Origin of the sequence: Caldicoprobacter sp. (assembly GCF_047459465.1) — a bacterium.
In the GTDB taxonomy this organism is placed as follows: Bacteria; Bacillota; Clostridia; order Caldicoprobacterales; family Caldicoprobacteraceae; genus Caldicoprobacter.
In genome coordinates this window covers 1-20,143 of the sequence record NZ_VSCO01000018.1, presented here as the reverse complement: position 1 = coordinate 20,143, position 20,143 = coordinate 1, and the positions used below count along the sequence as shown (strand labels likewise).

18 protein-coding genes are annotated in these 20,143 nt (G+C 46.8%); 1 reads left to right on the top strand and 17 read right to left on the bottom strand.

What is annotated here, in order from left to right; translation table 11 throughout:
* Positions 1-129: 129 nt before the first annotated feature.
* From FWJ59_RS02410 to purR, 12 genes are all read right to left on the bottom strand, one after another.
* On the bottom strand, positions 130-426 hold the full coding sequence (locus FWJ59_RS02410; protein WP_338084649.1) for an HU family DNA-binding protein: 297 nt from the start codon (positions 424-426) through the stop codon (positions 130-132).
* A 130-nt stretch (positions 427-556) separates the two neighbouring features.
* Positions 557-2,026 carry a nucleoside triphosphate pyrophosphohydrolase gene (gene mazG / locus FWJ59_RS02405; RefSeq protein WP_414480394.1) on the bottom strand — a complete coding sequence of 490 codons (1,470 nt, stop codon included), beginning with the start codon at positions 2,024-2,026 and terminating at the stop codon, positions 557-559.
* A gap of 98 nt (positions 2,027-2,124) precedes the next feature.
* Positions 2,125-3,567, bottom strand: a complete 1,443-nt coding sequence (locus tag FWJ59_RS02400; RefSeq protein ID WP_414480393.1) for an RtcB family protein — start codon at positions 3,565-3,567, stop codon at positions 2,125-2,127.
* 151 nt (positions 3,568-3,718) lie between these two features.
* Positions 3,719-5,365, bottom strand: coding sequence for a putative polysaccharide biosynthesis protein (locus FWJ59_RS02395; protein WP_414480392.1), 1,647 nt, complete (start codon positions 5,363-5,365; stop codon positions 3,719-3,721).
* 149 nt (positions 5,366-5,514) lie between these two features.
* Complete coding sequence (gene spoVT, locus FWJ59_RS02390; protein ID WP_414480391.1) at positions 5,515-6,072, bottom strand: stage V sporulation protein T; 558 nt, start codon at positions 6,070-6,072, stop codon at positions 5,515-5,517.
* Between the two features lie 116 nt (positions 6,073-6,188).
* Positions 6,189-7,379: a peptidylprolyl isomerase gene (locus FWJ59_RS02385; protein WP_414480390.1), complete on the bottom strand. Its 1,191-nt coding sequence runs from the start codon at positions 7,377-7,379 to the stop codon at positions 6,189-6,191.
* Between the two features lie 15 nt (positions 7,380-7,394).
* Complete coding sequence (gene mfd, locus FWJ59_RS02380) at positions 7,395-10,874, bottom strand: transcription-repair coupling factor (RefSeq protein WP_414480389.1); 3,480 nt, start codon at positions 10,872-10,874, stop codon at positions 7,395-7,397.
* 87 nt (positions 10,875-10,961) lie between these two features.
* Positions 10,962-11,522, bottom strand: coding sequence for an aminoacyl-tRNA hydrolase (gene pth, locus FWJ59_RS02375; RefSeq protein WP_414480388.1), 561 nt, complete (start codon positions 11,520-11,522; stop codon positions 10,962-10,964).
* Between the two features lie 26 nt (positions 11,523-11,548).
* The gene (locus FWJ59_RS02370) at positions 11,549-12,502 is read right to left on the bottom strand and encodes a ribose-phosphate diphosphokinase (protein WP_414480387.1); all 954 of its coding nucleotides are present in this window, start codon (positions 12,500-12,502) and stop codon (positions 11,549-11,551) included.
* Between the two features lie 218 nt (positions 12,503-12,720).
* Entirely contained in the window at positions 12,721-14,118 is a 1,398-nt protein-coding gene (gene glmU, locus FWJ59_RS02365; protein ID WP_414480386.1) for a bifunctional UDP-N-acetylglucosamine diphosphorylase/glucosamine-1-phosphate N-acetyltransferase GlmU, read from the bottom strand.
* A 176-nt stretch (positions 14,119-14,294) separates the two neighbouring features.
* The gene (gene spoVG / locus FWJ59_RS02360) at positions 14,295-14,555 is read right to left on the bottom strand and encodes a septation regulator SpoVG (RefSeq protein WP_414480385.1); all 261 of its coding nucleotides are present in this window, start codon (positions 14,553-14,555) and stop codon (positions 14,295-14,297) included.
* A gap of 98 nt (positions 14,556-14,653) precedes the next feature.
* Entirely contained in the window at positions 14,654-15,463 is an 810-nt protein-coding gene (gene purR, locus FWJ59_RS02355; RefSeq protein ID WP_414480384.1) for a pur operon repressor, read from the bottom strand.
* 321 nt (positions 15,464-15,784) lie between these two features.
* On the opposite strand from purR, the gene FWJ59_RS02350 reads away from it, so the two are divergent.
* Positions 15,785-16,495 carry a tRNA 2-thiocytidine biosynthesis TtcA family protein gene (locus tag FWJ59_RS02350; protein ID WP_414480383.1) on the top strand — a complete coding sequence of 237 codons (711 nt, stop codon included), beginning with the start codon at positions 15,785-15,787 and terminating at the stop codon, positions 16,493-16,495.
* 95 nt (positions 16,496-16,590) lie between these two features.
* Here FWJ59_RS02350 and fabZ read toward each other — a convergent pair whose 3' ends face one another.
* From fabZ to spoIIID, 5 genes are all read right to left on the bottom strand, one after another.
* Complete coding sequence (fabZ, locus tag FWJ59_RS02345) at positions 16,591-17,025, bottom strand: 3-hydroxyacyl-ACP dehydratase FabZ (protein ID WP_414480382.1); 435 nt, start codon at positions 17,023-17,025, stop codon at positions 16,591-16,593.
* Between the two features lie 94 nt (positions 17,026-17,119).
* Positions 17,120-17,848: a flagellar hook-basal body protein gene (locus FWJ59_RS02340; protein WP_414480381.1), complete on the bottom strand. Its 729-nt coding sequence runs from the start codon at positions 17,846-17,848 to the stop codon at positions 17,120-17,122.
* Between the two features lie 18 nt (positions 17,849-17,866).
* Positions 17,867-18,622 carry a flagellar basal-body rod protein FlgF gene (gene flgF, locus FWJ59_RS02335; protein ID WP_414480380.1) on the bottom strand — a complete coding sequence of 252 codons (756 nt, stop codon included), beginning with the start codon at positions 18,620-18,622 and terminating at the stop codon, positions 17,867-17,869.
* Between the two features lie 109 nt (positions 18,623-18,731).
* The gene (locus FWJ59_RS02330; RefSeq protein ID WP_414480379.1) at positions 18,732-19,766 is read right to left on the bottom strand and encodes a rod shape-determining protein; all 1,035 of its coding nucleotides are present in this window, start codon (positions 19,764-19,766) and stop codon (positions 18,732-18,734) included.
* A 115-nt stretch (positions 19,767-19,881) separates the two neighbouring features.
* Positions 19,882-20,142, bottom strand: a complete 261-nt coding sequence (gene spoIIID / locus FWJ59_RS02325) for a sporulation transcriptional regulator SpoIIID (RefSeq protein ID WP_414480378.1) — start codon at positions 20,140-20,142, stop codon at positions 19,882-19,884.
* Position 20,143 lies beyond the last annotated feature (1 nt).

Genomic DNA, 20,143 nt, shown 5'->3' with positions numbered 1-20,143 from the left:
TTTTAAAACTAGTATACAATTCCCCTGAAACCTTTTCAACCGCATCCTACCCTCAATAAATTAAATGAAAAAACCAAAAATTACAAAAACCGGGGTTATCACCCGGTTTTTATGGTTTTATTGTTTAGCTCATTGAACGGCATCTTTCAAAGCCTTGCCAGCTTTAAACACAGGAGCTTTGGATGCAGGAATGATGATCTCCTCTTTGGTCTGAGGATTTCTGCCCTTCCTCTCGGCCCTTTCGCGGACTTCAAAGGTACCAAACCCGACCAGCTGTACCTTCTCATTCCTGGCCAATGCTTCAGTAATTACTGAAATCAGAGCATTAATAGCGCTTTCAGCTTCTTTTTTTGTCAGTTCGCTTCTCTCTGCTACAGCAGCAATCAACTCAGCTTTATTCATATACGAACCCTCCTTGAAATAGATTCTTATAGCATATTCGCTATTTTTTTTCAAATTCCTCCTTGTTGCCAAATAATTTTTGAAATTTTTACATATTTTTTGCCTGGTTTTTATAGAGGAATTTCAATAATATGATTACCATATTTTTCTTTAATTATACATGTTTTTGCGCTAAAAATCGCTTCTTGGCTTGGTTCCACAGCTCATCCATCTCTTCCAGCGTCATATCCTGCAAAGGACGCTTTGCGTTTTCCTCTATGTACTCAAAGCGGTCTATGAACTTTTCTATGGTATCCTTCAACGCCAATTCTGGATCCACTTTTAAAAACCGTGCGACATTGACGGCCGCAAACAGCAAATCTCCTATTTCCTCCCGAATCCTTTGCTCATCACCTCCTTTATATACCTCCTTTAGCTCCATCAGCTCTTCTTCCAGCTTCTGCATAGCTCCTTCCACGTTCTCCCAATCAAACCCTACCAAAGCTGCTTTTTCCTGTACCTTGTAGCTCCTTACAAGGGCGGGAAGGATGCTGGGTATATCGCGCAAAATCTGGGTGTGAGTTACAAAGCCCTTCTCACGCTTTTTCAAATCTTCCCAGTTTGCCACCACCTGCTGTGCATTCTCAGCCACAGCATCGCCAAATATGTGGGTATGGCGCTCTATCATCTTTTGGCATATCCTGGTGATGACGTCAAATATGTCAAATGCTCCCCGTTCCCTTGCAATCTGGCTGTGAAACACTACCTGGAGAAGCACATCGCCCAGCTCTTCCAGTAGCTTATCCTCATCCCGCCTATCGATGCTCTCTATCACCTCATAGGCCTCTTCAAGGAGATATCGTCTAAGGCTTTCGTGCGTCTGTTCCCTATCCCACGGACACCCTTCAGGCGAGCGGAGTATCTCCATAATTTGCTTCAGGTGATTCATGTCAAAGGACTCCAACCGCTTAAACTCAACGGGCGGAATATACAGGCATGTTGTATGGTCATAGCGCTGTTGACGATCAATCTCATACAGGGGTACGGCCCTGTACTCCAATCCCTTGTCCCGGCTTTGCCAACTTATAAATACCTCCAGGTCATGGGGATAAAAGCGCAATAGCAGCAATTTCACGTCTGATGCTACCAAAGAATCATACATGTTTATAACTACCGTTGCCAAGCGTACGTTTATCAGGTCCTCTGTCATCTCGGGAGCGCTCAATATCTTCAGTCCTTCTATGCCGGCTTGTCCAATCAAGGCAAGCAGCTCATCAGCGCTGCTTATTCCCGGTATAATATCTATGTCATAGCTTTCTACATCCAACCGCCTTAAAAGCTCAAACGTAAGCCTCTCGCCTATCAGCGGATGCCCTGGCACTCCCACCGCCACTTGCCCGCTTTGGGCCATATCCATGATCCGATTTACCATGAGCTCATAAACTCGGTCAAAATCTTCCCCTTTTTGATAGATATCATCCATGGAGGTATATTTTATTCCCTGAGCCTTTAAAAAGGGAGTAATGCCGTGCATCTCTGTCCTTAAAACCACGCTGGACGCTTGACGCAAGGCTTTTAAAGCTCCTAGAGTAAGGCCATCCTCGCTACCCGGTCCCAATCCCACAACAGTAATTTTATATTTCATTCCTTAAAGCCCTCCCATGTAGGACGCAATATATATATTACATTGTGCCGCCCAGTTATGCAACCCATAATAATATATCCTAAAAGGCAACATCAATGTCAATCCACACCCTTTACTACTGCCAGCGGTACCATCTTCGCTACGGGTATGGTGATACCCCGGTTGACCAACACGCCTACCACTTCCTCCACATCCTTATACGCTAGGGGAGACTCGTCCACAATATCCTTGTATGACCCTACATTATATATGACATCCCCCATGGCCCTTTCAAACTCCTGCTTTGTAATTGACTTGGCCTTGGTCCTGGATAGCTTGCGCCCAGCTCCGTGGTTGACCGAAAAAAAGCTCTCAGACAGCTCACCCTTCCCCACCACAACGTAGGAACCTGTACCCATGCTGCCGGGCACCAGAGCAGGATGGCCCGTTTGCATATATGCGCTTGGGTTTTGAGGATGGCCGGCTGGCAAAGCCCTCGTAGCACCCTTCCTGTGCACCAGAAGGTCCCTGCCGCCATGCCGCTCCCACTTGGCGATGTTGTGGGCAACGTCATAGACCAGCTTAAACCCCATGGACTCGGCTGTTTTCTTCAGCACATCTTCAAAAGCCTTAATCACATCGCACATGATTATTTGCCTATTTGAAAAAGCGTAATTGATGGCAGCTACCATGGCCTTATAGTAACTCTGCCCTTCTTTGGAATCTATTGGAGCCGCCGCAAGGCCCTTCTCCGGCACCTCAATGCCGTATTTTTTAGCACCTTCCCACAAAATCTTGGTATAGTCGGTAGCAATCTGATGCCCAAATCCACGGCTCCCCGTATGGATCATGACGGTCACCTGGCCCTTAAACAGGCCAAATGCCTGCGCCAGCTTCTCATCTAGGATACGGTCCACCCGCTGAATCTCTATGAAATGGTTTCCCCCACCCAGCGTGCCCAACTGCTCCTCTCCTCTTTCCTGAGCCTCTTTGGATACAGCAGAAATGTCAGCACCTGATAGCCTCCCTCCGTCTTCGATATAATTGAGGTCTTGCCTGTCTCCAAAACCGGCTCGGATTACCGCTTCAACCCCATTGTGCACCACATCATCGAAGATTTTGCGAGTAATACCCTTATGCCTGCCCTTCTTGCCTATACCCGTAGGAACGTAGTGTTCGATCCGCTCTATCAGCTTGTACAGAGTTTCTTTATCCAAATCACGGGCCTCTAAATCCGTCCTCAAAAGCCTTACGCCACAGTTGATGTCATACCCCACAGCCCCTGCTGAAATGACCCCATGCCTTTCTATGGCCATAACCCCTCCGATAGGCAACCCAAACCCCTCATGAATATCGGGCATTCCTACGACTGGTTCCACCACGCCGGGGAGCATGGCGGCATTGACCAGCTGCCTCAGCGACTGGTCATCGTGCAGAAGGCTGAGCAAGGCATCATTCACATATACTATGGCATCTACCCTCATCTTCCCGAATTTAGGTATACGCCATCTATTGACCCCATCCTTTATCAAGGTATAACCCTGTACCGTTTTGGTATCCATTTAATTCCCATCCGCCTTTCTTCTGTATAACCCATTATAAAATCAAACTCCCGCCTATATAATGATAATAAATTATTTGGACATTTTGAAGCAGTCGTAGCACAAATTTTCAACCTCTTAAGAAATAGATAGCACAGGCCATGGAAAATTTTTACCGAAATATTCTGAACTGGTACAACATCCTCCCCAGCTTATCCCCTCCTGGCAATGATCTAAAATCGTTTTCCTTTATGATGCCCATAGCCAGGAGTGCCAGGCCGTATATCAGAACGCCAGCAACAATGGAAAACATTGTGGCAAGGGTTAATCCTGTAACGTCCTCCAGCACTTTATAGCATATAGAAACAACAGTGGCCATTATGCCTGCAGCCATGATAGGTTTTACCACGAAATCAGTAAAAGATATAGAAGCATTGGTATACCTTACCACAGCAGAAAAATCCAACAGCGAAGCGATGGCGTAGCACACCACAGTACCAACGGCTGCCCCTACAACGTTTATCTGCGGTATCCCCATCAAGATGTACGTGGTCAACACCTTAAACATCGCCCCTATAGCAAGGTTCTTGACTGGAACCGTCGCTCGATTAACACCCTGCAATATCCCCGTCAAAACCTGAATGAGGGTAAGAAACACCACGCCAAAGGATAATACGCTTAGAAGGTTACCAGTTAAAGCTGCCTGACCATCGTCCAAAGCCCTGTAAAGCACTCGAATGATGGGATGAGCCAACACCGACATTCCAATCCCTGCTGGCAAGCCCACCATCAAGGTCAAGCGTATAGCTACCGCTGCCTTATGCGCTACCGCCTTGCGATGGCCTAATGCGTGGGACTCGGAAATTGAAGGCACTATGCTCATGGCCAGAGCCGCCGTTAGAACGGCAGGAAAATTGATTAGGGGATTTGCATATGCAGTCAACAGCCCATATAGGCTGGTAGCCTCCTTTACTGTATAGGAAGCCGCCGTATCAGCTTTACCTATGCTCATAAGGCGATTTACCACCATTACATTGTCGATCAATCCCACCAACGGCATAAGGGAGGCTCCTATGGTTACCGGTACAGCGATGCTCATTAATTTTTTAATTATCTCGCGGTTTGATTGACCATTATAACCCCCCATGTTCCCCTTTATAACCCTTTTCCTCGCTTCTTCCCCTAAATTATCCTTTTCCCTTCTGTATATGCCCCACAGCAAAGCCAAAGCCGCTATCTCTCCCAGGGTAACCCCTAACACGGCACCTGCCGCCCCAAATTCGATCCCTTTCTCTACAAAAAGCCACGCCAGCAATAGGCCCATAAATAGCTTGCCGCTTTGTTCCACGATTTGGGACAGGGCAGTAGGGCTCATCATCTGCATACCTTGAAAATACCCTCTAAAGGCCGAAAGCATCGACACGAAGAATAAAGCTGGCGCAATGGCAAGCATGGAATACACAGCTTTGGGATTGCCCAACGCTGTGGATATGGCACCGCTGAAGGCCATTAACAGGGTAGACGTAATTATGCCCAGGTAGGCCAAAAGCATCAGAGACACCCTGAAAACCCTGTAAGCGCCTGAACAATCGCCATACGCCATCCTTTCGGAAACCATCTTTGAGATGGCAACGGGCAACCCGGCCGATGATATGATCAATAGAAATGAATATATGGGATAGGCCATTTGATATAATCCCATGCCCTCAGCGCCTATTATGTACGTAAGGGGTATTCGGAATATCGCTCCCAGCACCTTGGCCAGGAGCCCTGCAAAGGCCAGCAAAGCTGCCCCTTCAATAAAGGATCTTTTCCTCACAAATAATCCTCCTTATCAAGTTTAATATGAACCCGTAGCGGCAGGCATCTCATTTTGCCTAAAATATTATATTAACCCTCTCTTGCTTTACAATACATAAAATAAAAAAGGCACTGAGTTTACTCAATGCCTTTTCTTTTACACACTTACTATTGCTCCATCTGCGTCCCTATGAATGCTGCTGCAGCTTGAGCTATCTTCAGTTCAGTGTCTCCCATGGTGACGTTGGGATCCTTGCTTAACAATATGACTGCCCCTATGGGCTCCCCTCCTGAGATTATGGGAACGATCACCTGAGAGGTATATTCCGTTTGGCCGCCTTCCCTCTCCAACAGAGGATAGATGGTATCCTTATTGGAACGGTTGGCCATTACCGTCTTTCTCTCATTTATGATGCGTTCCAAATCCTCGCTGATCTTTTCCTTTTTAAAGCGGGCTTGGGGAATGCCTGCAACGGCCACAATGACATCCTTATCTGCCACGCAAGCAATATGCCCCAGGATCTTATGCAGAGAATCCACATACTCGTTAGCAAAATCGCTTAGGTCCTCTATAGGAGAATATTTTTTCAAAATTACTTCCCCTTCTTCATCGGTGTAAATCTCCAAGGGGTCACCTTCACGTATCCGTAAGGTACGACGAATTTCCTTGGGGATCACTACTCTGCCCAGCTCATCGATTCGCCTTACTATCCCCGTTGCTTTCACATACATCCCTCCTTAATCTGTATCAATTTACAAAACCATCCTTGCATTCATATTATTTTACTGTTGATGGGCTTTTATTCATTTCGACCTCGGAGGGACCCAAAAATTCCTTTTACTTACAATCGGTTCTCGTACTTTTTAATATTGGCTTCCTTTTTCCACTCTTCAAGCAAAGCATTCCATTTCTCATTGCGCTTATCGCTCAGCACTATGGCTTCTATGTCATCCTTTGTCTCTTCGAGGGTAAAGACCTTTTCGGGCAGCTTTTCATAAAGCTTTATGATATGATAGCCAAGCGGGGATCCAATAGGCTGGGATACCTCCCCTTCGTCCAGCTTGAGCGCCGCATGCTCCACTTCATCAGTAAACAGGCCACTTCCCTCGTATATCACATACCCATCTTCCTTGTTGGTAGTACTTTTATCATCGCTGTAAGCCTCAATGAGTTCTTCAAAGCTCTCGCCTGCCTTGGCCTTATCATATACCTCCCTGGCCTTAGGTTCAATTGCCTTCAGCTTTTCATCCAAATACTTTTCAGCCTCATCTTCTTTCCCCTCTTGAATTAAATCGTAATACCCTTCTCGGTCTTCCGAAGAAAGTGGAATCAAAATATGCTTAACCCTTACCCAACCTGCTGGCCGATAAAGTTGTACAGGAGCCATCGCTATAATGCTGGGATCCTCCTTTTGCTTATTCAACTCCTCATCGTAATACTGCCGAATATCTTGGTCGGTAGCCTCCACATCCTCCAGCATCTTCTCGGCAAACTCCCTCAGCATTATATCTTCAGCTAGCCTTTGGATGTACTCTTCTTCCGTCAGCCCTGCCTCGCTCAAATATTGCCGCCATTCCTCTTTAGCTTCTTCAAGGTAATCCTCTTCCTTTTGAAGTTCCTCCTCTTTAGATTCAGCCTGCTGCTTTAACAGTTCAGCATAGCTTTTAAGCTGCTCTTCCAGCTCTTTACGGGCCTTATCAAGGTATTCTTCGTTTACGGTAAAGCCAGCCTGCTCTGCTTTTTTCAGCAGCACTTTTAGCGTGATGAGCTGCTCCAGCACATCCTTCTTGATCTCCTTTATGGTATCCTTATATTGCGAGTCCTTTTCGATTTCATCGGTAATGCCATAATAAGCCTTTTGTTGGTTATACACATCCAAGAATTCTCCTTTGAGCACCTTCTCACCAAAAACCTCGGCTACAACCCGCTGCCTATCCTTTTCGGGTACCACCTCAACCAAGGTACAGCCCATAAGGCCTAGCATAAATATAACTGCAATGAACATAGCACAATATTTTCCAAAGCGATTCATATCCTTTTCACCCTTTCAATTTAAATAATTTACAAGCTTTTCCACAGCATCCTTAGCTGCTTGTAAAGCAACATTGGCCGATGGATCCTTCAGCCTTATCGTCAGCGTCGGTACAGGCTTAGATACAAAATCCATGTAATTTCGGTTTTCATTTAAAATCACCATGAGCTTGTCAGGAGGTATAACCTTGGCATCTATTAGCCTCATCTTCACCTCTTTACCCCGATGAACGATTTCTGTAATCCCTACCCTTTTGGCAAGTGCTTTTACATATGCCACGTCTATTAAATTTTGCACAGGCGGCAGAATATCCCCAAATCTATCTATTAGCTCCTCTTCCACATCCATCTTATCTTGAAGTCCTTCAATGGCGGCGATTTTCTTATAAATCTCGATCTTTTGATTTTGATCAGGAATATAATTATCTTCAATGTAAGCGTTAACCTTTATGTCTATGATGGTCTCTACGGTTCGAGGCAGTTCTTCTCCTTTCATAGTGCGTATAGCTTCCTCCAGCAACTTACAATACAGGTCATACCCCACCGCTGCCATATGGCCGTGTTGCTCTGGCCCCAAGAGATTGCCAGCCCCACGTATTTCAAGGTCTCTCATGGCAATTTTAAATCCTGCACCAAACTCTGTAAACTCCTTTATGGCTTGAAGCCTTTTTTCAGCTTGTTCGGATATTATCTTATCCTTCCGATAGGTAAAATAAGCATAAGCCAAGCGATTGGACCGCCCTACCCGTCCCCTGAGCTGATATAGCTGTGCCAGGCCAAAGCCGTCGGCATCATATACGATGATGGTGTTCACGTTGGGTATATCCAGCCCATTTTCTATGATAGAGGAGCAAAGCAACACATCAAACTTATTTTCGTAAAAATCCATCATAACCTTTTCCAACAGGTTTTCGCTCATCTGGCCGTGCGCCATGGCAATTTTAGCCTCGGGCACCAGCTTCTTAAGCTCATGCAACATCCAATCCATAGTTTTTACCCTGTTGTATACAAAATACACCTGTCCACCTCTATGCAGTTCCCGCAAAATGGCATCTCGAATGAGGGGTTCGCTGTACTCCACTACATACGTCTGAACGGGGTATCTATCCTCGGGCGGCGTCTCAATTATGCTTATGTCCCTGATGCCCATCAAGGACATATGCAGGGTACGCGGAATGGGGGTAGCCGTTAGCGTCAGCACATCCACATTCTTTTTCATGTCTTTGATCATCTCCTTGTGGGCAACCCCAAACCGCTGCTCTTCATCGATTATGAGGAGGCCTAAATCCTTAAACTTTACATCCTTCCCCAGCAATCGGTGAGTGCCTATTACTATATCGATATTCCCTTCTTTGAGCGCCTTCAATATCGCTCTTTGCTCGGCCGGCGTTTTAAAACGGCTTAATACCTGTATGGTAAACGGAAAATCCTCAAACCGTTTGACAAAGGTGTTATAGTGCTGTTGGGCCAGTATGGTAGTGGGGGCCAAAACGGCTACCTGCTTGCCATCCATGACAGCCTTGAATGCCGCCCGTATGGCCACCTCAGTCTTCCCGTATCCTACGTCGCCGCATATCAATCGGTCCATGACCTTGGACGACTCCATATCCCGCTTGACATCCTCTATAGCCTGAAGCTGATCGGGAGTCTCCTGGTATGGGAATAGGGCTTCAAACTGTTTTTGCCATTCGGTGTCAGGCGAAAATCGGTATCCCTCAACCGACTGCCTTATAGCATATAACTTTACCAGATCTATTGCAAGCTTTTGTACCGATTGGCGTACCCTGTTTTTGGTCCTCTGCCATTCGGCGCCCCCCAGCTTTGATAGCTTTGGCGGCTCATCCCCCACTCCGATGTAAGGCTGAATTAGGTCCAGCTGATCCGTGGGAACATACAGCTTATCGGTACCGGCGTATTTTATATACAGGTAATCCTTCTTCTGTCCGTCTACAACCAGGGTCTTTATCCCCAAATATTTGCCTATACCGTGATTTTCGTGGACCACATAGTCGCCAACCTTCAAATCCATAAAGCTCTCTAGTTTTCTGGCCTTTTTCTTGGGCTGCGGACGCCGCCTATGAACCTCATAGATTTCCCTATCGCTTATGACCACAAATCGCGCATCCAGGTATTCAAATCCATGGCTCAAAAAGCCTGGCGCCACAATTACCTGGCCCGGCTGGAATTCCCCTTCCATGTCCTGTACCAATAGGGGTTGGATACCATGCTCCCTCAAAAAAGCCGCGATCCCCTCCCTCCTGGCCTGGCTATCTAGAAGAAACAAGACATAATACCCTTTTTTCAGCCACAGCTCCACATCCTCGATGAGCAGCTGTAGCTTACCATGATACGAAGGGATGCTCCTAGCGGCAAAATTATAAGCCGCTTTAGGTTCAAAATCAGGATGGGGTGTGGATAGTACCTGAAACAGCAAACAGACATGCCCGGATAGTTTCCTTAAAAGTTCCGAATAATCCAAAATGAGTTCTGACTGTCCCGGCAAAACCTCATATCTTTGCAGCAGATCTTTGAAATGTTCTTGAAACTCACTGATATATCCTTGGCAGCGTTCCCTGATCCTAGCAGGCTCATCCAGCACTATCAAGGCCGAGCCTTCCAAATAATCGAATACAGTAGCCCGTTGGGGATAAAAAAAAGAAAAATACCCCTCCAGCGAAGCTTCCCATGCCCCTTGGTCCAAGGCATTCAAAATCCGTTCCATCTTTTGTTTCAAAGAACCGCTGATATTCCTGCGCCCGGCCTTGCTTGAAAATTGGCTGTAGTCCCTGCTTATATTATCTTTACCGTACGCAAGCCAATCTGCCGTTAAAACCAGTTCTCTGGCTGGCGAAATTATCGCCTGGGAACAGTTTTCGATGGATCGCTGTGATAGCACGTCAAAGGTACGAATGGAATCCACCTCGTCATCGAAAAACTCTATCCGGTATGGATCATCAGCCGTCAATGGATAGATATCCAGTATACCCCCTCTTATGCTGAATTGTCCCTTTCCTTCAACGGCAGGCACGCGTTCATAGCCCATCTGCACCAGCTTGCTGCCAAGCTGAGTAAGGGACAAAACATCGCCCACATTTACCGTCAGAATATGGTCTTTAAAGATTTGCGGAGGAGTCTGCAGGGACATCAGTGCCTCAATTGAAGCCACAACTATTAAGCCCTTTTCCAGCAAAAGCCTTTCCAGCACGCCAACTCGCCGTTCAGTAATCTCCGGGCTCCGAGCAGCTACATCATACAGCAACATCTCCCTCTCGGGCAAGTGCATGACCTTGTTGGGATAAAAAAACGATAGGTCCTCATATATTCTCCTTGCCTGGATATCGTTACTGGTTATATACAGGCAATGGCGCTCCAATGGGTACAGCATGCTGGCTAGCATGTGGCATTTCTGGGATTCCCCCAAGCCCAAAAATACCACAGAGCCAGCGCCCTTCATGGCCGATTCCTTGATGTTATCAAATGCTTGCCACTTGGCCATTGGCTCCAGCCAAATTGGAGTCATCTTATCACCAACTTTGTCCGCTGGTTTGGATTATACATGGTCTTTGAGTGAAGCTGTTCCCTTCTAGCCATTACACCTACTCATTGCCTCCTGTATACCCCTGGTGATTATAAGCTCAACCCCTTTTACGGCTCTTTGGCAGGCTTCCAAAAAAACCGGAAGTTCTTCCTCTTTAAAAGGAGATAGCACGTAATCAGCCAGATCCTGCCCAGGGGGTGGTGTGCCTATGCCAATACGGATACGGGGAAATTCCTCAGTCTGAAGTTGATATACTATGGACCGCATGCCATTGTGGGTACCAGCGCTCCCCGATGGGCGTATACGGATCTTCCCCAGCTTCAAATCGATGTCATCATAGATCACTATCAACCGGGAAGGTTCTATCTTATAGCCGCAAACAAGATCCAGTATGCTCAAACCGCTCAGATTCATGTAGGTCTGCGGCTTGGCCAGTACCACCTTTTGGCCTTCAATGACGCCTTCTCCAATGATCGCCTTGTATTTTATATCCTTTAAAGGTATTCCATATGCACGGGAAAGCATATCAATTACTACAAACCCTGCATTATGCCTTGTACCCACGAACTGGTCTCCCGGATTACCTAGCCCTGCTATGACATACACGACCGCTCATCACCTTGATCTTGAGCTCATTCAAACAGCGGGCTGACCGCAATATCCTCGTATATCCTGTCAATAGCCTCGGCAAAAAGCGGCGCTACAGACAGGATCTTGATCTTGTCAATGCGCTTTTCAGGTGGTAGTGGTATAGTATTGGTTATCACTAGCTCCCTTATAGGAGAGTTTTTGATCCTTTCCACCCCCGGCCCCGATAGAACGCCGTGGGTACAGCACGCATATATCTCGGTAGCCCCTCTCTCAACCAAAGCCAGCGATGCCTGCAACAACGTCCCCGCCGTATCCACCAAATCATCAATCAAAATGGCCTTCTTACCCTTAACATCGCCTATGACATTCATGACCTCAGCCTCATTGGCCCTGGGCCGCCGCTTGTCCACAATGGCCAGCGACGCATTCAACCGATTGGCAAAGCTCCTGGCTCTGGTCACGCTGCCCACATCGGGGGAAACCACCACCACTTCGTCACCTTCAAGCCCTCGTTCTATGAAATAATGAGCAAGGATGGGCATCCCCAGCAGGTGATCCAATGGGATATTGAAGAATCCTTGTATCTGTGGCGCGTGTAAGTCCATTGTAAGCACGCGATTGGCACCCGCACTGGTGATCAAATCGGCTACCAGCTTTGCCGTAATAGGATCCCTAGCCTTGGCCTTGCGATCCTGTCTGGCATAGCCGTAATAGGGGATTACGGCAGTAATGCGCCCCGCTGAAGCCCTCTTGAAAGCATCTATCATTATCAACAATTCCATCAAGTTGTCATTTACCGGATGGCATATGGACTGAATGACGAAGACATCAGCGCCCCTGACCGTCTCGTATATATTGACGCAAATCTCCCCATCACTGAAAGTGCTAACCTCAGCATTCCCCATGGGAACTCCCAGATATCGTGCAATTTCTCTGGCTAATTCGGGATTGGAATTGCCCGTAAAGATTTTGATGCCCGTTCCATGGGTAATCATCTACAGCCTTCTCCTTTCTTATGTATTTTCGCTCTCTTCTGCTGTAAGCTAATTATAGCATACCAAGAAACATATCATGGTGACAACACTCTAGCTGTCGTATATATAAAGGCAGCCATCAAGCAGATAATTTAGCATATACCAAATCTCCATAGCAACTCATAGCAACTGCGGTTTCCTTCAAGTCATTGCCGATGAAACCCGTATTTAACGCAAGACTATTTATGGGATTGCGCATCCTGCATCTTTTGTTGCCGCCTTTCCACCCAGCCCTCTTTATTTATTTGGCGCTCCCTGGCAATGGCCAGCGCCTTAGCGGGCACATCCTCGGTAATGGTGGACCCAGCAGCTATATAGGCTTGCTGTCCTACCCTCACCGGCGCCACAAGGTTGACATTGCAGCCTATAAAGGCCTTATCCTCTACCACTGTCTTATGCTTTTTAACCCCGTCGTAATTGACGAACACCACTCCACACCCTACATTGACATCCTTACCAACCTCCGCATCTCCTACATATGTCAGATGAGAGATCTTAGTTCCATCGCCTACGATGGAGTTCTTTATCTCAACAAAGTCGCCTATACGCACGCCACTGCCTATTACGCTACCCGGGCGGAGGTAGGCATAGGGTCCCACCGTCGTTGCATCTCCTATGCAACTATCCAGAATCACCGATGCCTGCAGTTGAACGCCGTTTCCAATAGTCGAGTTCACTATGCGGTTGTTGGGATATAGCACGCAATCCTCTCCAATGGCCGTGTTTCCTTCCAGCACATTGCCAGGATATATTACCGTATCGCACCCAATTACCACATCTGGGCCGATATAGGTGTGCTCGGGGTCCACTATGGTGACCCCTTTCTCCATATGAGCTTTGTTGATCCTCAAGCGCATCTTTCTATCCACTTCAGCCAGTTGTATCCTGTTATTTATCCCTAATACCTCGTCGGCATCCTGTGCCATCAAAACCCCCACCTTGGCACCCTGACGCCTCATGATCTCAATCACATCAGTTAAATAATATTCCCCCTGGGAGTTGCGATTATCTAATTTATCAAGACAGGAAAACAGTAGCTGCGTATCAAAACAATAAACCGACGAGTTGATTTCCTTTATTTGCTGCTGTTCTTCGGTAGCATCTTTATGTTCCACTATCCTTTCCAGGTCTCCTCTTTCATTGCGTATTATGCGTCCATAACCAGTGGGGTCATCTACCACTGCAGAGAGGACTACGGCGCCATACCCTCCCAGCACGGCATGCTGCACCATCTGCTGGAGGGTAGAGCCACGGATCAAAGGTACATCGCCTGCCAGTATTACGACATAGCCTGCCGCGTCTTTAAGCACAGATTTAGCCATCATCACTGCGTGTCCGGTACCCAGGGGTTGAGGCTGGTAAGCATACCTTACCCTCTCTCCGAGATATTGTTTGATCTCTTCAGATTTATGGCCCACCACTACAACTGGCAAGTCGTCAGATACCTCGCAAGCGGCCCGTACCACATACTCAATTATGGGGCATCCACAGATCTGGTGCAACACCTTGGGCTTTTTTGATCTCATCCTGGTGCCTTCGCCGGCAGCCAAAATGATGGAAAAAACATGTGTTTCCATCCCATTATTCCCCTTTATCCATAGAAATTTTAGAACTTCACCGCTATTATATCATAATGCGAGAAGGCTGTCATTGGTGATCCTTCCAATGTTCAACTGCTTCTCGCAATTCAATTAAACTTACAAAAAACAGCCAAAACAAGCTTTAAAGGAGAGACTGTGCTCTCCTTTAAAGCTTATTCTTCGCTCATTTCATTGTATTTTTCCAAAATGAGCGTCTGCAGCTGTGCTCGTGTTTCGGAATTGATGGGGTGGGCAATATCGCGATACTCCCCATCAGGGGTTTTTCGACTAGGCATGGCAATGAACATTCCACTTTGTCCCTCAATTACCTTGATGTCGTGTACCACGAAGGAATCATCAAAGGTAACTGATGCCACCGCCTTCATTCGCCCTTCACCCTTGATTTTCCGAACGCGAACATCGGTCACGTTCATTCTAGCTCACCACCTTCCAGTTGATAAAACAAGATAATCGCTTAAAGATATCTATTCGCCAAAGAAATCCATACTCCTCCTTAAACTTTATAAAATTTTTATAATGCCGGTCGAACCACTACCTTTCGACTCGCTTCGTCCACTTCCTCTAGCTTAACAAGGGCAACGTATTGGTCCACCATCTTCTGCTTGGGCTGCTCGGTGGCAATCATGACCCCTACGCCTACTATATCCACATTGAACTCCTTAAGCAGATCAATCATGCCCTTGGCAGTACCTCCGCCCCTCATGAAATCGTCAATGATCAAAGCCCGCTGCCCTTCCTTGACCGCCCTCCTGGCCAGCGACATGGTCTGGAGCCTCTTAGAGGAAGCAGAGACGTAATTTATGGTGACAACCGAACCCTCGGTCACCTCATTATCCCTTCGAGCTACCACCACCGGACAATTGAGCGCCCTTGCCGTCATCATGGCAATGGGAATACCCTTGGTTTCTACCGTAATGACAAAGTCGGGATTGGTTCCATAAAACCGAGAGGCCATGATTTCGCCCACCTGCTGAACTATATGTGGCGTAAATAAAAGGTCGGCTATATACAAAAACCCGCCGGGCAAAATGCGCTCGGGTTCAGACAGCTTATTGCACAGTTCCTGTATAAAATTTAAAACGTGCTCCTCCTCTGGCTGGGGTACGTATTTAATCCCTCCTGCAGCCCCTACCACCGTCTCCAAATTACCTAGATTAAATGCCTTTAAAGCACGGCGTAACGCCATAACATCTTCGCTTACAGTGGATTTTGCCACCCCAAATAATTCTCCAAAGTAATTCAGAGTATGGATCTGATTGGGCCGATCAGTCAAAATCTTGGCCATAACGCCAATTCTTTCGCTTCTGCTGAATTTATTCATACCCCATCTCCTTTTAAATCAAATTATAATCCAAAATCGAACTTTTGCTGTAATAGATTATATCACAAAAGCGATAAAATTCTGAATATTTTTTTACATTTTATTTAATTAGTTCAAGAATATGTGCTTCTTTGTTATTTATTATTTTGTTCATTCATCAAAAAAATTGCTTTAATGCAAGCTTAACCCATCAAAATCAAATTTTTAAAATACACGGCATTATGGCTCAAAGCATGTATTAACTATGTCAAGCGGGTATGGTATAATAAAAAAGCTTTTAAAATCGGAAGTCAAAAAAGGAGGTTCATACGTTCGCATCCCATGAAGAGGATTTTGGGTTACCTTCGTAGGGCGGTAGAAGACTTCAACATGATTCAAGAAGGGGATAGAATTGCAGTGGGGATATCGGGAGGCAAGGATAGCTTAACCTTACTCAAAGCCCTTAAGCTGTACCAGTATTTCTCCCCCGTATCATTCCATATAGAAGCTATAACCATTACCATGGGATTTGATAACTTCGACGTGTCGCCCATAGAGGCTTTTTGCAAAGAGATAGGCGTGTCCTACACCGTAAAGCACACCTTGATCGGAAAGATAGTATTCGAAACCAGGCAGGAAAAAAATCCCTGTTCCCTTTGTGCCCGAATGCGGCGCGGAGCCCTTCATGACGTTGCTCTAGAACTGGGTTGTAAAAAGGTTGCCTTAGGACACAATCTGGATGATGCCATAGAGACGTTTTTCCTCAGCCTTTTTTACGAAGGTCGATTCAACACCTTTTCTCCCGTGACCTACCTGGACAGAAAGGGTATTACGGTGATAAGGCCGTTGATCTACGCGCCTGAACCCGAGATCATCGGTGTAGCCAAGCGCTATAACTTGCCAGTAGTTCCAAGCCCTTGCCCTGCCGCCGGACACACCCAGCGGGAAGAGATGAAAAAGCTCCTGCGTTCCTTAGCAAAAACATTCCCCGATATAAGAATGCGATTTCTCCATGCCCTAAAGAGCAAGAACAGCCGCCACTTATGGGACTGAGCTCACTCAAACTTATAAATATATGAAACTAAAAAGAGCACCTCAGCCGGAAATACAAAGCATCCAGGCTGGGCGCTCTTTTTGGCTTTGCACCTTCATGTCTTCTTATCAACCAGCGCAAACATAACCTCGCCTTCTACTGCCACCTCGCCGTCCACCAAAGCCCTCACCCTACCCTTGCCTATGGAGCCTTTCATCTTGCTGATCTCGGCCTCCAGCCGCAGCTGATCGCCGGGAATAACCTGCCTACGGAAGCGCAACCTATCCACCCCAGCAAAGACGGGTATCTTGCCCCTGTTGCGTTCATCGTATAGGACCACCACAGCCCCCAGCTGTGCCAGCGCCTCCAGTATCAATACTCCCGGCATTATGGGCATTTCAGGGAAATGTCCCTGAAAAAACCATTCATTTATAGTGACGTTTTTTATCCCCACCGCTCTCTTGCCTGGCTCAAACTCGATGATGCGGTCTATCAATAAAAAAGGGTAGCGGTGCGGAATACATTCCATTATCTCTTCCAGCTTTATCATATATAGGCGCGGAAGGCTCCATCTTTTTTAAAGATGGAAGAGAATGCGCTTCACCTTCCTTTCTAAATACTAATGTGAGATTCTCTGTTTTGTATTATTCCCTCAAATTGTTGGCCAAACGCTCCATCTCGTCGGCCGACTGCAAGACTCTTGAACTGAGCTGATATGCCCTTTGTGCCAATATGAGCTGAGCCATCTCCTCCGCCAGATCTACATTTGACTGCTCCAAAAATCCCTGCCGCACTGTGGCCTGATAACTGTAAATGGCAGGACCGCTAGCTTCGGTTTCCACAAAGCGGTTGTGCCCTATGGCCTCGAGACCGTCGGGATTAGCAAAGGTAACTATGTTAAAGCTTTCTACCGATACCTCTCGGTCATTGTATACCTCGATGGGCTGGCCGTTTATATCCAACACGTACTCCCCTTGAGGAGTAACCAAACGGCTGACCACCCTTCCGCCCACCTGTTCGGCCGAAATCTGAAAACTCCCGTCTCTGGTATAACACAGTGTCCCATCGGGACGCAGCAATACGAAAAAGCCTTCCCCATCAATGGCAAAATCCAAAGGTCGATCAGTCTGCTGCAACCTTCCCTGCCCAAAATGACGCTGGGTGGCCGCCAACCTTACTCCATTCCCTATCTGCAGGTTTACTGGTTCAGCCGCCCTTCTGGCGTCCATGGCCGAATACAGCGCATCCTGAAAAGCAGGCCTTGTCTTTTTGTATGCCACAGTGTTGATGTTTGCGATGTTGTTAGATATGATATCCAGGTTCTGCTGCTGAGCCACCATAGCCGAAGCTGAGCTGTATAGCGCACGGATCATAAACACTTCCTCCTTCTTCTACACTCGCCCTAGTTCGTTCACCGTCTTGGACAGCACATCATCTATCATCTTAATGACTTTTTGGTTGGATTCATAGTTTCGCAAAGCCGTTATCATGTCCACAGTTTCCCGCACCACATCCACATTGGAATTCTCAATAAAACCCTGGAGAACTTCTCCCTCAAACTCTATGGCAGGGTTATTTGCAGGGTCAGGGTTTATAAAGAGATTGTGCCCCACTTTTCTTAAAGCCTGAAGGTCTTGGAAATTCACCAGCCTTAATCGATCAACATATACCCCATTAACCGTCACGTTTCCCTCTGAATCGATGACAAAATCCTCCGTCCCCACAAATATGGGACCCATCTGGCCAGCCACTGGCCACCCATCAACCGTCACCAGACGCCCCTGGCTGTCAAGCATAAATCCTCCATCCCGGGTATATCTTTCCCCCTCATCTGTAAGGATGACGAAAAACCCGTCTCCTTTGATGGCCACATGGGTAGCCTTACCCGTCTCCTGTAGGCTGCCCTGTTCAAACGAGGTGACAACCCTATCGACATATACCCCGTGGTTGATGGTCCCTATATGCCTGTTCAAAGGAGCCTGTCCCTTATCTACTCTCAATAGCAATTCCTCATCAAAGGCACGGCTTACCACCTGGTCACCCTTAAAACCGCGGGTATTAACGTTGGCGATGTTGTTAGCCACCTTATCCAACCTCGTCATCTGGTTTATCATTCCAGTAGCTGCAGCATACAATCCTCTCACCATGTGCAACACCATCCCATCTTAACCTGTCAAATTGCTCCTTCATATGATAATGTCGTCATAAACATAAATTAACTTTAGCAATAATATTTACATGGTGGAAATCATACAGTCATCCCTGATAATAAGCTGTCCGGGAAGGTTCCATAACCGCCATAGGTCCATAAACGTCGAGAGCTTCCAAAGCTTTGCCTGTCCCCAGGGCAACGCAGGATATGGCATCTTCCATCACATGGACTGAAATCTGAGTGTGCTTATACAAAAGCTGATCCATTCCATAAAGCAGGCTGCCGCCTCCTACCATGATAATGCCGCGCTCGTGTATATCCGATGCCAGCTCGGGAGGCGTTTTTTCCAGCATGGCATGCACGGCCTCTACGATGGCCTGCAGCGGCTCTTCCAAAGCCTCCACCATCTCGTTGGATGTAACAGTCACAGATTTCGGCAGTCCTGAAATCAAATTTCTTCCGGTTACCACCATGGAAGGTGCATCCGGTCGGGGAACGGCCGCACCTATCTTAATCTTCATATCTTCGGCTGTCCTCTCGCCTATGAGGAGATTGTATTTTTTGCGCATATATCTTATTATGGCTTCATCAAACTTGTCCCCTGCCACCTTTATAGAATCTGACACCACAATACCACCCAGGGAGATGACAGCTATATTGGTGGTACCACCGCCTATGTCCACCACCATATTGCCGCACGGCTTACTTATGTCGATCCCAGCCCCAATGGCAGCGGCAATAGGCTCTTCTATAAGATATGTACGCCTAGCACCTGCTTCATAAGCGGCATCCAGTACAGCCCTTTTCTCTACCTCGGTAGCTCCACTGGGGACGCATATCATCACCCTGGGCTTAAACAGCAGCGGGTATCCACATACTTTCCTCAAGAAATACCTAAGCATCTTCTCTGTAACTTCGTAATCCGATATGACCCCATCCCGTAGCGGTCGAACAGCTACTATGTTTCCGGGGGTCCTGCCTATCATCCTTCGAGCCTCTTCACCCACAGCCAGTATCCTATTGGTATTCTTGTCTATGGCAACTACTGATGGCTCCCTCAGCACGATTCCCTTTCCTTTTATGTAAACCAGAACGCTGGCTGTCCCTAAATCAATACCTATATCCCTGAATATGAGCACGCATATCTATCCTTTCTTTAGTTTATTTATCAAAATTCATTCGTTTTGCCAACTCTAAAGCGTTCATTAAGATATTCTACTTTTTTCCCAAAAATCCTCTTTATTTTTTGGCTTTTTAATTTTGTTCTTTCATCTTTTTGTACTTTAAGCGAGTAGCCTTACCTCCTCTTATATGCCTCTCTGCTTTGTTGTATTCCAGAACCTTTTTCACCTCTTCCCATAGAATGGGATTGATTTTGGGAAGGCGTTCTGAGACGTCTTTATGTACCGTACTTTTACTTACCTTGAAAACTTTGGCTACCTCTCTGACAGTAGCTTTGGATTGAATCATGTAATTGGCAATTTCAAGAACCCTCTCCTCAATATAATCCTTCAAG

What these genes read in the sequence shown, in the direction of transcription:
- mazG (WP_414480394.1), bottom strand. Translation starts at nt 2,026, where the DNA reads ATGAAATATAAAATTACTGTTGTGGGATTGGGACCGGGTAGCGAGGAT.
- FWJ59_RS02400 (WP_414480393.1), bottom strand. Translation starts at nt 3,567, where the DNA reads ATGGATACCAAAACGGTACAGGGTTATACCTTGATAAAGGATGGGGTC.
- FWJ59_RS02385 (WP_414480390.1), bottom strand. Translation starts at nt 7,379, where the DNA reads ATGAATCGCTTTGGAAAATATTGTGCTATGTTCATTGCAGTTATATTT.
- mfd (WP_414480389.1), bottom strand. Translation starts at nt 10,874, where the DNA reads ATGGCCAAGTGGCAAGCATTTGATAACATCAAGGAATCGGCCATGAAG.
- FWJ59_RS02370 (WP_414480387.1), bottom strand. Translation starts at nt 12,502, where the DNA reads ATGATTACCCATGGAACGGGCATCAAAATCTTTACGGGCAATTCCAAT.
- glmU (WP_414480386.1), bottom strand. Translation starts at nt 14,118, where the DNA reads ATGGAAACACATGTTTTTTCCATCATTTTGGCTGCCGGCGAAGGCACC.
- spoVG (WP_414480385.1), bottom strand. Translation starts at nt 14,555, where the DNA reads ATGAACGTGACCGATGTTCGCGTTCGGAAAATCAAGGGTGAAGGGCGA.
- purR (WP_414480384.1), bottom strand. Translation starts at nt 15,463, where the DNA reads ATGAATAAATTCAGCAGAAGCGAAAGAATTGGCGTTATGGCCAAGATT.
- FWJ59_RS02350 (WP_414480383.1), top strand. Translation starts at nt 15,785, where the DNA reads ATGAAGAGGATTTTGGGTTACCTTCGTAGGGCGGTAGAAGACTTCAAC.
- fabZ (WP_414480382.1), bottom strand. Translation starts at nt 17,025, where the DNA reads ATGATAAAGCTGGAAGAGATAATGGAATGTATTCCGCACCGCTACCCT.
- FWJ59_RS02340 (WP_414480381.1), bottom strand. Translation starts at nt 17,848, where the DNA reads ATGATCCGTGCGCTATACAGCTCAGCTTCGGCTATGGTGGCTCAGCAG.
- flgF (WP_414480380.1), bottom strand. Translation starts at nt 18,622, where the DNA reads ATGGTGAGAGGATTGTATGCTGCAGCTACTGGAATGATAAACCAGATG.